Raw genomic sequence first — 13648 nt, 5'->3', positions numbered from 1 at the left:
GCGCTCCAGCGAGTAGCGCAGCGCGTCCGCGCCCAGCCAGTTCAGCAGGTCGTCCATCTCGATGATGTTCCCGGCGCGCTTGGACAGGCGCGCCCCGTTGATCGAGACCATCTGCCCGATCAGCACCTGGATGTTCTTCTCGGGATCCTCACCCGCCGCACCGGCGACTGCCTTGAGCCGGTTCACGTAGCCGTGGTGGTCGGCCCCGAGCAGGTAGATCTTGTTCTGGAACCCGCGGTCGCCCTTGTTCAGGTAGTAGGCGGCGTCGGCGGCGAAGTAGGTGTACTCGCCGTTGGAACGGCGGATGACGCGATCCTTGTCGTCCGTGAAGTCGGTGGTGCGCACCCACACGGCGCCCTCGTCGTCGAAGACGTGTCCCTGCGCCCGCAGCCGGTCGACGGCCTGGTCGACGAGGCTGGGCCCGCCGTCCTCGGAGGCGGCGTGCAGGGTGCGCTCGGAGAACCACACGTCGAAGGGCACGTTGAAGCGCTCGAGCGAGTTCTTGATCTCGGCGAGCTGGTACTCGTAGGCCTGGTCGCGGGCTACGACGAGCTGCTCGTCCTCGGGGAGCTCCAGCAGCCCCGGATGCGCGGCGAGCACGCGCTGGGCGAGCTCGGTGATGTACTCGCCCGGGTAGCCGCCCTCGGGGGTCGGCTCACCCTTGGCCGCGGCCAGCACGGACTGCGCGAAGCGCTCCATCTGGGCGCCGGCGTCGTTGATGTAGTACTCGCGCACCGCGTGCGCGCCGCTGGCGAGCAGCAGGCGCACGATCGAGTCGCCGAGCGCCGCCCACCGGGTGTGCGCGATGTGCAGCGGGCCGGTCGGGTTCGCCGACACGAACTCGACGTTCACCGACACGCCGGCCTGGGAGTCGTTGGTGCCGTATGCGGCGCCCGCGTCGACGATCGTCTTCGCGAGGGCTCCGGCGGCGCCGGCCTCCAGGCGGATGTTGATGAATCCGGGACCGGCGACCTCGACGCTCGAGATCCCGTCGACGGAGGCCAGGTCATCGGCGATGCGCTGCGCGAGCTCCCGCGGGTTCGACCCGAGCTTCTTGGCCAGTCGCATGGCGATGTTGCTGGACCAGTCGCCGTGGTCGCGATTGCGGGGGCGGTCCAGCACGACGTCGGACACCGTGAGCCCCAGCTCCTCGTCGGGTCGCAGCGACGCCGCGATCGGCGTCAGGACGGCGAGAATGGCTGCGGCGAGGGCTTCAGGATTCATAGACCGACAAGTCTACCGGCCCGGCACTCAGCGGAATGCGGCGACCGTCTCCGTCAGACGGGCCAGGATCCGGTCGTCGAGCACGCCTCCGGCGGCGCGGATGGCGAGCATCGCCGCGCCGACCGCACCATCGCTGACCGCGCGCATGTCCAGATCGCCGGCCGCGGCGCCGAGCCGGGCGAGGAAGGCATCGCGCACCGGCCCGCTGCGGGCGAGGACGCTTCCGCCGATCACCAGCGGTCCGGGGCCCCGCAGCACTGCGGAGAGCGTACTCGCCAGGTGCTCCCCCGCCTCCTCGAGGATGCCGCGCGCCACCGCATCGTCGACCTCGAAGGCGAAGGGCGCGAGCCCGGCGAGCTCGATCGGGGGCCGGGAGTACAGCACTCCGACCAGCTCCTCGAGCTCCTGCCAGCGCCCGTCGTGGCGCACCTCGGTGCGCGCGAGGCCGTGGTGCGCCAGCACGAGGTCGGTGAGCCCCGTTCGCGGTCCCGTGCCGTCGAGGTCCTGCACCGCCGCCCGCGCGATCGCGTGTCCGATCCAGAACCCGCTCCCCCTGTCGCCGAGGAGCCACCCCAGCCCGTCGCCGGTCCCGTCGATCCGACCGTCCTGCACGCGGATCACGCAGGCTCCGGTACCGGAGACCAGCGCGTATCCGAACTCGGCGGCCGCCCCGCTGAAGTAGGTCGCCAGGAGGTCGGACTCGAACACCAGGCGCCCGGTGAATCCCTGCGGGGTGAGCCGGTCCAGCAGCCAGTCCGCACCGCCCGCGGCCCGCATGCCTGCCATCGCCGGCACGATCACCGCGATGTCGGCGAGGGTCCGGCCGGACGGCGACAGGGCTGCACCCACAGCATCCAACACACCGTCCGCGGCCCGCTCAGGGCCCGCGGAGATGGGGTTCCCGCGCCCGCCGACGCCGTATCCGAGGCATTCCCCGTGCAGGTCGGTCAGCACCGCCCTGGTCGAGGTCCCACCTGCGTCGATTCCCAGCAGCAGCGGTTCGTGACTCATTTGTGATGTTGTCCTATTTGACGTTTTCGTCGCGTGAGAATAGTTTTCATCTCAACGAGAAACACTCCGGGCGGGATTCAGGAGGCAATGGTGTCACGGACCAAGGACTTCGGCAACGGAATGACGATCGCGCGCCGCATCGCGGCCGGTCGTCACACCATGCCGACGGCGATGAGCAAGATCGCCGACGTGGTCACCGGTCACCCCGCGGCCCCTGTCGAGCTGACCATCACCGAGCTCGCCGACCGTGCCGGCACCTCCCCCGCGACCGTCACCCGCTTCTGCCGGGCGATCGGGTTCGACGGCTACACGCAGTTCCGCGTCGGTGTGGCGAGCGAGATCGGCCGCGGAGACGCCGACGAGAGCTGGCAGGCCGACATCGGCGAGGAGTTCGGCGCCACCGACGAGCCGGGCAAGGTGCTCCAGACGCTCGTCGCCCTGCACGTCGCCAGCCTGGAGAGCACGGCAGCGCGCCTGGACCTCGACGCCGTCATGCAGGTCGCGAACGCCATCGCCGCCTCGCGCCACGTCGACATCTACGGCGTGGGCGGCAGCGGCGTCATCGCCCGGGAGTTCCAGGGCCGGCTGTACCGCATCGGCGTCAACGCGCACGCCTGGTCGGACGTGCACGACGGCCTCACCAGTGCCGTGATGCAGAACGCGTCCTCGGTCGCGATCGGCGTGTCGAGCACGGGCCGCACCGACGAGACCGTGCAGATGCTCTCCCAGGCGGGCGCGGCCGGCGCCTTCACCGTCGCGATCACGCACGACGCGGACTCCTGGCTCGCGGGCATCGCCGACATCTCGCTCGCCACCGCGGAGCCCTCCCACTACCTGCGCCCCGACGATCTGTCCGTCAAGCACTCGCAGCTGCTGGTGCTGGATCTGCTGTACCTGCTGGTGGCGCAGCAGATGTTCGGCGAGGCATCCACGCATCTCGCCGCCAGCGCGATGGCCGTCTCGGCCCACCGTCGCCCGGTCCGCGTCCCCAAGCCCGCCCCCGTCACGGAGGAGAACCGATGACCGCCACCCCGACCGACCTGCTCCATCAGGCGACCTCCCGGCTCGAGCGTCTCGCCGCGGATGCCGAGGCGGGCGCACTGGACGCCGCCGTCGCCCTCATGGTGAAGGCGCTGGACGACGGCGGGGTGATCCACGCGTTCGGCACCGGTCACTCGGAGGCGTTCGCGATGGAGATCGCGGGACGCGCCGGCGGACTGATCCCCACCAACCGATTCGCCCTGCGCGACATCGTGATGCACGGCGACCGCGGCGTGGAGGTGCTCACCGGCTCCCTGGAGCGCGAGCCGTGGGTCGTGGACGAGCTGATGGCCACGGTTCCGGTCGGCGAGGGCGACGTGTTCCTGATCGCCTCCAACTCGGGCGTGAACGGATCGATCGTGGGCACCGCGCTGTGGGCGCAGGAGCACGGCCACAAGGTCATCGCCGTGACGAGCCTGCAGCACACCGCGCGCGTCGAGCCCAAGCATCCCAGCGGGAAGCGACTCAGCGAGATCGCCGACGTCGTCATCGACAACCTCGCCCCGTACGGCGACTCCACTCTCGAGATCACGGACGGCATCGGCGGCGGCGCGATCTCCTCCATCACCGCGGCCTTCATCGCGCAGCTGCTGACGCTCGGCGTCGCGCGCACGATCGCCGAGCGCGGCGAGACCCCACCGATGTACATCTCCGCCAACATCCCCGGCGGCGATGAGCACAACTCCGTCCTCGAGGACCGCTACGCGGGCCGCCTGCGGCGGGGAGCTTGACCTCAGAGCTCACCCTGGGACCCTGAGCTCGTCGAAGGGCCCGAACCCTGTACACCGATCACATCACTACGGAAGGTATGAAGATGGAACTCAAAGAAGCATCCATCAGCCGTCGCAACCTGCTGCGCGGCGCGGCCACGGCTGCTCTCCTGCTGCCGTTCGGCGCAACCCTCGCTTCGTGCGCAGCACCCGGCGGCGGCGGTGGCGGCGGCGCGGGGACCGGCAAGGTCACCGCTGACAACCCGTTCGGTGTCGCCGCCAACTCGAAGGTCGACGCGGTCATCTTCGACGGCGGCTACGGCGTGGACTACGTCGAGAGTGCCGCGAAGATCATGGAGGCGAACAAGAAGCTCGGCGGTGTGAGCGTCAAGGTCTCCTCGACGCAGAAGATCGCCACGGAGCTGCAGCCACGCTTCGTCGGCGGCAACCCGCCGGACCTCATCGACAACTCTGGCGCCAACTCGATCGGGTGGAACACCATCCTCAGCCAGCTCGAGACGCTCGACGACGTGCTCGACTCGAACAACCTCGAGGGCACCAAGATCAGCGACACGCTGTTCGGCGGCGTCAAGGCGCCCGGCACCTTCGACGGCAAGTTCGTGGCGCTGAACTACGTCATGACCGTCTACGGCATCTGGTACTCCTCCAGTCTGTTCGAGGAGAACGGCTGGACCGTCCCCACCTCGTGGCAGGACCTGAAGGCCCTCGGCGAGGCCGCCAAGGCGAAGGGCAAGTACCTCTTCCTCTGGGGACAGGAGGCGGCGACCTACTACCAGACCATGGTGGTGGACTCCGCTGTCATCCAGGCCGGCGACGACGTGCGCCTGCCGCTGGAGAACCTCGACGCCAAGGCGTGGTCGCACCCGGCCATCCAGGGCATCCTCGAGATCCTCTACGACCTCATCAAGTCGGGCTATGTCAAGCCTGGTGGTGCTGGCACGAAGTTCACGGAGGCGCAGGCCCAGTGGAGCCTCAAGCAGGAGGCGTTGCTGTACCCCTCCGGCTCGTGGATCGAGAACGAGATGAAGAAGCAGACCGCGGACAACTTCAAGATGAAGGGATTCGCGGAACTCCCCCTGGACGGCAGCCAAACGACTCCCAAGGGCACCATGCGCGCCGAGGCCGGCGAGCCGTTTATCGTTCCTTCGAACGCGAAGAACCCGGCCGGCGGCAAGGAACTGCTGCGCACGATGCTCTCGAAGGAGTCCGCCACGGCCTTTGCGAAGGCGAAGCTGGCCCCGACCATCGTCAAGGACACCGTGCCCGCCGACGGCTTCGGCTCGACGGCACTCGTCTCCCAGTCGGAGCTGCTGGCCACGGCCGGCGACAACGTCTTCACGATCAAGTCGTTCAACCTGTACGGCATGAATGGCGACCAGCTGCCCATCTGGAACTCGTTCCTGGAGGGCAAGATGACCGTCGCCGACATCACCGCCGCGCTGCAGGGTCTGACCGACAAGATCCGTGAGGACTCGTCGATCACCAAGATCGAGATCAAGTGACTCTTTCGACGACCGATGGAGGTCCGGGGTCGGCGACGGCCGCGGTCATCTCCGCCAAGGCGGGGCGGCGCAAGCCGCTCCGCCTTGGCGGGCGCAAGCTGACATTCGACTTCGTGTCCTTCCTGCTGGTCTTCCTCATCCTGCCGCTGGCGATCTTCTTGATCTTCGTGATCGGACCGTTCGCCCAGGCCGTCTACTACGCGATGACCGATTGGACCGGCTTCTCGCCGGACATGAAGTTCGTCGCGCTCGACAACTTCGTCAGGCTGTTCAAGGATCCGACATTCCTGCGGGCGATGGGCAACAACATCATCCTCGCCGTGATCGTGCCGCTGGTGACGCTCACGATCGCGCTGATCTTCGCCAGTATGATCACGATCGGCGGCCCGAGCGGCGGTCAGGTGCGGGGCCTCAAGGGATCGAGCTTCTACCGCATCGTGTCGTTCTTCCCGTACGTCATCCCCGCAATCGTCATCGGCATCCTCTGGAGCATGATCTACACGCCCAGCGGACTGCTGAACGGTCTGCTCGGTCTGATCGGGATCGACACGAACAACTTCGCGTGGCTCGGCGACGAGAACACCGCCATGGGTGCTTCCATCTTCGTGATCGTATGGGGAATGGTCGGGTTCTACATGGTGCTGTTCATCGCCGCCATCAAGGGCGTCCCTGCTGAGACGTACGAGGCCGCCCGACTCGATGGCGCCGGCCGATTCCGTACCACGGTTTCGATCACGCTGCCACTGATCCGTGACAACGTGCAGACCGCCTACATCTACATAGGCATCATGGCGCTGGACGCATTCGTCTACATGGCAGCGCTGAACCCCGTTCGCAACCCTTCGACGGTCGTGATGTCCCAGTATCTGTACAGCACTGCATTCGAGAAGTTCCAGTTCGGCCTGGCAAGCGCAATGGGCGTGGTCCTCGCAGTGATCACGCTCCTGTTCGCCGCCGTTGTATTCGTTGTGAACTGGGCGACCGGGGGCAGGAAAGACGGAGGACGCGCATGAGTGACGACACCAGAAGCATGATCGCCATCGATCACTCCGCGATGTCTAAGCCCGCAGGCGTCCGCACACCGAAGGCCACCAACAGCGATCGCGTCGTCGAGACGATCTCTCACATCATCCTGGCAGTGTGGTCGGCGATCGTCATCCTCCCGATGCTGTGGACCTTGTTCAGCTCGTTCAAGTCCAGCGCGGAGATCTTCACCTCGCCGTTCGGTCTTCCAGGGTCGTGGAACTTCGACAATTACGTCTCGGCTTGGGTGAAGAACAACTTCGGCCAGATGTTCCTGAACACGGTGATCGTCGTCGGCGCATCGCTGATCCTGGTGATGCTGCTCGGCGCGATGTGCGCATACGTGCTGGCCCGCTTCTCCGTACCGGGCAGCCGGATCATCTACTATCTGATGCTCGCCGGATTGACCTTCCCCGTGTTCCTTGCCATCGTGCCGCTGTTCTTCGTCTTGAAGAACATTGGTCTGCAGGGCACGTTGCCCGGGCTGATCATCACGTACGTGGCGTTCGCGCTGCCGTTCACGGTGTTCTTCCTGTTCTCGTTCTTCAAGTCCTTGCCGTACGAGATCCAAGAAGCCGCCTATGTGGACGGTGCCAGCGAGTGGCGCACGTTCTTCCAGGTGATGCTCCCGATGGCCAAACCAGGCCTGGCCGCGGTGGCCATCCTGAACTTCCTCGGACTGTGGAATCAGTTCCTGCTACCCGTCGCGCTGAACCCCAGCAAGGACCAGTGGGTGCTGTCGCAGGGCATGGCATCCTTCTCCGCAGCCGCCGGATACCAGGTCGACTATGGGGCGCTCTTCGCGGCGGTCATCATCACAATCCTCCCGGTGCTGATCGTCTACATCCTCTTCCAGCGCCAGCTGCAGGGATCCGTCTCGCAGGGCACCTCGAAGTAGTATCCGTCAGGTCCGAGGGCCCGGGTTCCGCAGGTTCCCGGGCCTTCGTCGTCCCTCAGCAGCACCCGAATTCTCTTCCAGCCGAACATGACCTACTCTTCTCCCATGACCACGCGTCCGCCGACCCGACGGCGTCGCACGGCCCTCGTGGTCGTGGGCGCTCTCGCCGTCGCGCTCACGGTGATCCTCGGGATCTCCCGGCCCTGGATGCCGCCCGCGGAGACGCCGCCGATCGCGGCCGCCGAGAGCGGCGTCCAGCCCGCCCCGCTCGTGCTTCCCGAGCATCCGAAGGTGCTGGTGTTCGGAGACTCCTGGACGTATGGCTCGGCTGCCACTCCCCCGACGAACGGGTACGCGTATCTGCTCGCCGGACTCATCGACGGAACAACCGTGGTCGACGGCGTCCGCGGCAGCGGATACCAGAAGCCGGGACTCGACGGACCCGACTACCTGACCCGCATCAAGGCGCTGGATCCGGGCATCGCCCCCGACCTCGTCGTCATCGAGGGCTCGATCAACGATCGCCGCGAGAACGCCGCGGCGTTCCCCGCCGCTGTGAACGCCGCGTGGGATGCACTGACCGGCAAGTTCCCGGACGTCCCGATCGTCGTGCTGGGTCCCGCCCCGCACGAGCTGCCCGTCGGCGCATCGACCGCGCGCATCGACCGCGACCTATCGCGTCTGGCGGCCCAGCGCGCGTGGTGGTACATCTCTCCCGTGCAGGAGAACTGGATCACGCCGGAGAACTACCTGCGTCTGATCGATGTGGGTGCGGGTCGCAGGCATCCGACGAACGCCGGCCACGAGTACCTCGCCGAGAAGGTTCACGACGCGCTGGAGCGCTTCAGCACGGCGCCGGTCACTGCGGCGGACGGCGCCCATCAGAAGCCGGCGAAGTAGGGCCTGAGGCCGGATAGACGACCTGAGTCCCCCGGACCACCGCACCCGGGGTGAGCTCGGCCGGCGAGATGCGCCCGCCGGGCATGATGTGCTCGACACGGATGCCGCGGGCCAGCAGGTGGTCCGCGATGATGCGGCGATGACAGCGCCACCACACGGCCTCCGAGCACATCACCGCGGTCCGGCTCTCACCGCCCAGACGCACGAGCTCGCCGAGGCCGCGGGCGAAGTCCGGGCCGAGCGCGTGATCGGCGTAGTTGTGGAAGCTGCGGTTGCGCCAGAGCGCGTTCACCTCGTCGGGGACGTCGCGCTGCACGGGACGGCGACCGGTCAGCTCCGGGATGCGGACGTACCGGATCCCGGTGTCGGCGAGGCTCGAGGACAGCGCGTCCTGATCGAACCAGGGGAAGCGCCGGGAGCCCGGCAGCCGGCGCACGTCGACGACCCCACCGATGTCCGCATCGCTCAGCAGTCCGAGGAACTCGTCGAGCGGATGCGTGGAGTGCCCGACCGTGAGGATCGTCCGCTCAGTCATCGGCGAGCTTCAGGGCACCGCCCTTGTGCGCCGCGATGTGGTCGGTTTTGTCGCTCTTGATCTCGTACTGCGGATCGGCCTCGCTGGCACGGTGCGTGTGCCCCTTGTAGTCGAAATCGGCCGTGTGCACCTTGACGATGCGCCCGCTGACGTGACCGGCCTCGGAGTTCCAGGTGACGTGATCCCCGGTCTCGAAGCGATGAGGCATGACGGGCTCCTTCCGATGGCGGCGTATAGGGCTATTGTGCCTCGGACGGCCCGTCAGGTGGTCGCATCGGGTATCGAGACGGGAGACGGCCTTCGGCCGTCGTGCCCCCGCGTCCCCATCGGTGCCCCCGTCCGGCGTTCGTGCCCCCGCGTCCCCACCGGCCACTCTGTCGGGGGCGGGTAGAACGCCGAAATGGGCCGCCCTTCGGGCGGCCCATTCGGCGTTCGTGCCCCCGACAGGAATCGAACCTGCGACCTACGGTACCGGAAACCGGCGCTCTATCCGCTGAGCTACGGAGGCGAACTCATCGAGCCTATCATTCAGCGGGACCCCTCCTGTGCCGCCTCACCCCTTGCGCAGAGCGTCCTCCGCGGCGACCCAGGCGAGCATCGCGCACTTCACGCGGGCGACGTACTTCGACACCCCGCCCAGGGCGGCCGCGTCTCCGAGCAGCTCGGCATCGGGTTCGATCCTCCCCCGCGATCGCATCGCCTCGCGGAACGCGTCGATCCGCTTGATCACCTCGTCCTCGGGCATCCCCTCGACCAGTTCGGCGAACAGCGACGCCGAGGCCTGCGAGATCGCGCAGCCGTGCCCCTCCCACGCGACGGCCTCGATCGTGCCGTCCGGCGCACGGTGCATCTGCAGGGTGATCTCGTCGCCGCAGGTGGGGTTCAGCTGGTGCGACTGCGCGGCGATCGGCTCGCGGAGCCCGTAGCCGTACGGCGCGCGGGAGTGATCGAGGATGAGCTCCTGGTAGAGCCCCTGAAGGTCGGATGAGGTCATCAGCGCCTCCGGAAGAAGTCGATCGCGCGAGCGACCCCGGCGATCACCGCGTCGACCTCGTCGCGGGTGGTGTACAGATAGGTGCTGGCCCGGGTGGATGCCGTGATGCCCAGACGACGGTGCAGGGGCTGGGCGCAGTGATGGCCCACGCGCACGGCGATGCCGGCGTCGTCGAGGATCTGGCCGATGTCGTGGGCGTGGATGCCTGCGACGTCGAAACTCGCGAGGCCGACACGGGGCCGAGCGATGCCCGAGCCCAGCACCCGCACGCCGTCGATCGCACCGAGCCCGTCGACGAGCAGGGCTCCGAGCTCGGCCTCGTGCGCGGCGATCCGCGGCATTCCGACCTGTTCCAGGTAGCGGACGGCGGCGGCGAGTGCGATCGCCTGCGAGACGCGCTGCGTCCCGGCCTCGAATCGCTGCGGCGGGGGCAGATACGCGGCCTCGGTGGTGGTGACGGTCGTGATCATCGAACCACCGGTGAGGAACGGCGGCATCGCCTCGAGGAGGTCCCGCCGGCCGTACAGGGCGCCGATCCCGGTCGGACCGAGCATCTTGTGTCCCGAAAGCACCGCGAAGTCCACGTCGAGTGCGTGCAGATCCAGCGGAAGGTGCGGGGCGGACTGGCAGGCGTCGAGCAGCACCATCGCCCCTGCTTCCCGGGCGAGCGCGATGACCTCCTCGATCGGGTTGATCACGCCGAGGACGTTCGAGACGTGCGTGACGGCGACGATCCGGGTGCGCGGCCCGATCAGCCGGGCCGCCTCCTCCATGCGCAGGGCGCCGTCGTCGTCGAGCGGGATGACGCGCAGCGTCGCGCCGGTGCGTGCGGCCAGCTCCTGCCAGGGAATGAGATTGGCGTGGTGCTCCATCTCGGTGGTCACGATCTCGTCGCCCTCGCCGAGACGAAGCCGGTCCGCCTCGGCTCCGCCGCGTCCCGCCGAGGCGTTCGACAGCGAGTAGGCGACGAGGTTCACGGCCTCTGTGGCGTTGGAGGTCCAGACGATCTCGTCGGCATCGGCGCCCACGAAGCGCGCCACCGTCTCACGCGCGTCCTCGAAGGCATCCGTCGCCTCGGCGGCGAGCGTGTGCGCGCCCCGGTGCACGGCCGCGTTGAGGTTCAGGAGGTAGTCGCGCTCGGCATCGAGCACCCCGAGCGGCCGTTGCGCGGTCGCGCCGGAGTCGAGGTAGACGAGCGGATGCCCGTTCACCTCGGTCTGCAGGATCGGGAAGTCCTCGCGGAGGCGGAGCACCTCCGCTTCGGTGAGTGTGTCCACGATGGAGGCGGTGTTGTGCACCCCTCCAGTCTCCCATCTGCGAAGACCGCGACGGCCGTCGTGCGTCAGGAGCTGTCGTCCCGCGAGGCGGCCTCAGATCAGGAACACCGGGAGCAGGCCCGGATTGTGCGCGTGCACGAGGACGGCGAACACGACCGCGTCGAACAGCAGATGCACCGTGACGACGTAGGCGAGCGAATGCGTGCGCAGGAAGATCCAGCCCTGCAGCAGGGCGAACGGGACGGTCAGCACCGGCCCCCACGCGCGGTAACCGAGCTCCCACAGGAACGACACGAACACGATCGCCTGCAGCAGGTTCGCGACCAGGTCGGGGAAGTGTCTCCGCAGCAGCGCGAACACCGTGCAGATGAAGAACAGCTCGTCCCAGATGCCCACCGCTCCCACACCGACGAAGAGCCGGCCGATCAGTTCGGGCGAGTCGACGACGGGCCAGTTGCGGTACACGCCGCTGGAGATGAAGTAGTACGGCAGGATCAGCCACCCGAGCACCAGCACGGCCACCAGCCACGCCCACTGCCAGCGCGCCCAGCGCCTGCGAGTGCGCCATGGGAACGAGATCGCCCGATCCCGGAACACGAACCGAGAGACGAGGTACGGCGCGAGCACCGCTCCCCCGAGCGCCAGGGTGAATCGCAGCATCGCCGCGTCGTCGAGCTGAGCCTCCAACGAGATGGCGTGAACGATCAGCATCCCGGCCGCGATCAGCACAAGATCCCGCACGAGTGACGGCGCGCGTCCTTCGCCGATGCGCCACGTCGGCCGGTGACCGGCGAACACCGCTCCGCCGCTCTCGGGTGGCCGGCGCTCCACCAGGGCGGCGGTTCCGACGCCGATCGCGATCAGCATCCACCCCAGCCAGGTCCAGCCGAGCGCGAAGAAGGCCGGCGCCGCGAGGCACACCAGTGCGGCGGGCCCGAGCCGCCGCCAGGCGACGGCAGTCACACCCGCGGAACCCGGCGGTAGGTCAGGTCCCGGATGTCGCGGCCCTTGGCGATGCCCTTGCGCTCGAAGGCGGTCATCACTCGGCCGTCGAAACGCTCGGCCCATTCGCCGTCGAAGGCGCGCTCGAACTCGGGCGCCTCGTCGAGCACCTCGCGCATCTGCAGCGCGTAGTCCTCCCAGTCGGTCGCCAGACGCAGCAGTCCGCCGTCGGCGAGAGCGCGCGCGACGGTCGCCGGGAACCCGGGCCGCACGAGACGGCGCTTGTTGTGACGTGACTTGTGCCACGGGTCGGGGAAGAAGATCCACACCTCGGATGCCGCACCCTCCGGCAGGAACGTCGACAGCACCTCAGGGGCGTTCGCCTCCACCAGACGCAGGTTGCGGGCGCCCTCGCGATCCGCGTCGAGCATCGTCCGGGCAAGCCCGGCGCGGAAGACCTCAACCGCGAGGAAGTCGTCGTCAGGGCGCGACGACGCCGCCGACACGATCGCGTGCCCCTGACCCGACCCGATCTCGACGATCAGGGGCGCGGTGCGGCCGTAGACGGATGCCACCTCGAGGCGGGCATCCGGATGCACCGAGGTGAACGCCACGTCGCGCGGGACGTCGATCAGATAGAAGGGAGCGAGCTCCTCGAACGCCCGCTCCTGTCCCTCGGACATCCGGCCGCTGCGGCGCACGAACGAGACCGGCTCTTCACGGAAGGTGCGGGGTTCTGGCATCCCTCCAGGGTACCGGGGCGAGCCCTCCCGGCCCGTCGGGATGCCGCGCGACCGGCCGCTCATGATGCCGGAGCGGTGACGAAGTCGATCAGCTCTTCCACCCGTCCGAGCAGCGACGGCTCGAGATCGCGGAAGGTGGTCACGCGGGACAGGATGCGCTGCCACGCCCGCGCGATGTCGGCCTGGTCCTCCGCGGGCCAGCCGAACGCACGGCAGATGCCGGTCTTCCAGTCCGTGCCACGCGGGATCTGCGGCCAGGCGCGGATGCCCATCGCGGCCGGCGTGACGCACTGCCAGACGTCGATGTACGGGTGACCGACGATCTTGAGGTGCTTCCCGTGCGGGCCGCGCAGGATCTGCTCGACCATCCGGGTCTCCTTCGACCCGGGCACGAGGTGGTCGACCAGCACGCCGTAGCGGCGGGTCGCGTTCGGCGGTGCCTCCGTCAGCAGCTCCTCGAGCAGATCGATGCCCTGCAAGTACTCGACGACGACGCCCTCGGCACGCAGGTCGGCGCCCCACACCTTCTCCACGAGCTCGGCGTCGTGCCGGCCCTCGACCAGGATGCGGCTGGGCAGCGCGACCTTCGCGCGGTCGTCGGCGACGACGAAGGAGCCGGACGCCGTGCGCCTGGTGCCCTGCGGCGCCGCCTTCGGCACCACCAGTCGCACCGGCTTGCCCTCCACGAGGAATCCACCGCCCATCGGGAAGCTGCGTCGGCGGCCCTTCCAGTCCTCCAGCTCGACCATCCCGGCTTCGACCCGCGTGATCGCGCCGCAGTAGCCGTCCGCAGCGACCTCGACGACGAGATCCTTCACGGCGGGCAC

The 13648-nt window shown here is 68.3% G+C and carries 15 protein-coding genes and 1 tRNA gene; 6 read left to right on the top strand and 10 right to left on the bottom strand.

Going from position 1 to position 13648, the window contains the following annotated elements; translation table 11 throughout:
* On the bottom strand, window positions 1-1224 hold a 1224-nt coding region (locus BGN97_RS12790), incomplete at its 3' end, for an arginine--tRNA ligase (protein ID WP_292702124.1).
* 27 nt (window positions 1225-1251) lie between these two features.
* On the bottom strand, window positions 1252-2235 hold the full coding sequence (locus BGN97_RS12785) for a BadF/BadG/BcrA/BcrD ATPase family protein (protein ID WP_292702121.1): 984 nt from the start codon (window positions 2233-2235) through the stop codon (window positions 1252-1254).
* A gap of 90 nt (window positions 2236-2325) precedes the next feature.
* Here BGN97_RS12785 and BGN97_RS12780 point away from each other — a divergent pair, with 90 nt between their 5' ends.
* The 6 genes from BGN97_RS12780 to BGN97_RS12755 all read left to right on the top strand — a co-directional run bounded on the left by BGN97_RS12780 (window position 2326) and on the right by BGN97_RS12755 (window position 8330).
* On the top strand, window positions 2326-3258 hold the full coding sequence (locus BGN97_RS12780) for a MurR/RpiR family transcriptional regulator (protein ID WP_292702118.1): 933 nt from the start codon (window positions 2326-2328) through the stop codon (window positions 3256-3258).
* Complete coding sequence (locus BGN97_RS12775; RefSeq protein ID WP_292702115.1) at window positions 3255-4007, top strand: SIS domain-containing protein; 753 nt, start codon at window positions 3255-3257, stop codon at window positions 4005-4007. Before BGN97_RS12780 ends, BGN97_RS12775 begins: the two co-directional genes overlap by 4 nt.
* Window positions 4008-4090: 83 nt before the next feature.
* Window positions 4091-5509, top strand: coding sequence for an N-acetylglucosamine/diacetylchitobiose ABC transporter substrate-binding protein (gene ngcE, locus BGN97_RS12770; protein WP_292702113.1), 1419 nt, complete (start codon window positions 4091-4093; stop codon window positions 5507-5509).
* The gene (locus tag BGN97_RS12765) at window positions 5506-6522 is read left to right on the top strand and encodes a sugar ABC transporter permease (RefSeq protein WP_292702110.1); all 1017 of its coding nucleotides are present in this window, start codon (window positions 5506-5508) and stop codon (window positions 6520-6522) included. The genes ngcE and BGN97_RS12765 overlap by 4 nt, the downstream gene beginning before the upstream one ends.
* Window positions 6523-6563: 41 nt before the next feature.
* On the top strand, window positions 6564-7430 hold the full coding sequence (locus BGN97_RS12760) for a carbohydrate ABC transporter permease (protein ID WP_292702208.1): 867 nt from the start codon (window positions 6564-6566) through the stop codon (window positions 7428-7430).
* 105 nt (window positions 7431-7535) lie between these two features.
* Window positions 7536-8330 carry an SGNH/GDSL hydrolase family protein gene (locus tag BGN97_RS12755; protein ID WP_292702108.1) on the top strand — a complete coding sequence of 265 codons (795 nt, stop codon included), beginning with the start codon at window positions 7536-7538 and terminating at the stop codon, window positions 8328-8330.
* Here BGN97_RS12755 and BGN97_RS12750 read toward each other — a convergent pair.
* The 8 genes from BGN97_RS12750 to BGN97_RS12715 form a co-directional block, all read right to left on the bottom strand.
* Window positions 8290-8865, bottom strand: a complete 576-nt coding sequence (locus tag BGN97_RS12750) for a DUF488 domain-containing protein (RefSeq protein ID WP_292702105.1) — start codon at window positions 8863-8865, stop codon at window positions 8290-8292. The genes BGN97_RS12755 and BGN97_RS12750 overlap by 41 nt on opposite strands.
* Complete coding sequence (locus BGN97_RS12745) at window positions 8858-9073, bottom strand: DUF2945 domain-containing protein (RefSeq protein WP_292702102.1); 216 nt, start codon at window positions 9071-9073, stop codon at window positions 8858-8860. The genes BGN97_RS12750 and BGN97_RS12745 overlap by 8 nt, the downstream gene beginning before the upstream one ends.
* Window positions 9074-9300: 227 nt before the next feature.
* Window positions 9301-9373: transfer RNA gene (locus BGN97_RS12740), tRNA-Arg, on the bottom strand.
* Window positions 9374-9418: 45 nt separating this feature from the next.
* Window positions 9419-9859: a Fe-S cluster assembly sulfur transfer protein SufU gene (gene sufU / locus BGN97_RS12735; RefSeq protein WP_292702100.1), complete on the bottom strand. Its 441-nt coding sequence runs from the start codon at window positions 9857-9859 to the stop codon at window positions 9419-9421.
* The gene (locus tag BGN97_RS12730) at window positions 9859-11157 is read right to left on the bottom strand and encodes a cysteine desulfurase (protein WP_292702098.1); all 1299 of its coding nucleotides are present in this window, start codon (window positions 11155-11157) and stop codon (window positions 9859-9861) included. Before BGN97_RS12730 ends, sufU begins: the two co-directional genes overlap by 1 nt.
* 72 nt (window positions 11158-11229) lie before the next feature.
* Entirely contained in the window at window positions 11230-12099 is an 870-nt protein-coding gene (locus BGN97_RS12725; protein WP_292702094.1) for a CPBP family intramembrane glutamic endopeptidase, read from the bottom strand.
* Window positions 12096-12821: a tRNA (guanosine(46)-N7)-methyltransferase TrmB gene (trmB, locus tag BGN97_RS12720; protein ID WP_292702091.1), complete on the bottom strand. Its 726-nt coding sequence runs from the start codon at window positions 12819-12821 to the stop codon at window positions 12096-12098. The genes BGN97_RS12725 and trmB overlap by 4 nt, the downstream gene beginning before the upstream one ends.
* Before the next feature lie 59 nt (window positions 12822-12880).
* Window positions 12881-13648 (bottom strand): DUF3097 family protein (locus BGN97_RS12715; RefSeq protein WP_292702089.1); only part of this gene is annotated, 768 nt, incomplete at its 5' end.

It is taken from the genome of Microbacterium sp. 69-10 (assembly GCF_001897945.1).
GTDB lineage: Bacteria > Actinomycetota > Actinomycetes > Actinomycetales > Microbacteriaceae > Microbacterium.
Note: the sequence above shows the minus strand (reverse complement) of the source record. Positions and strands in the feature narration are given on the sequence as shown.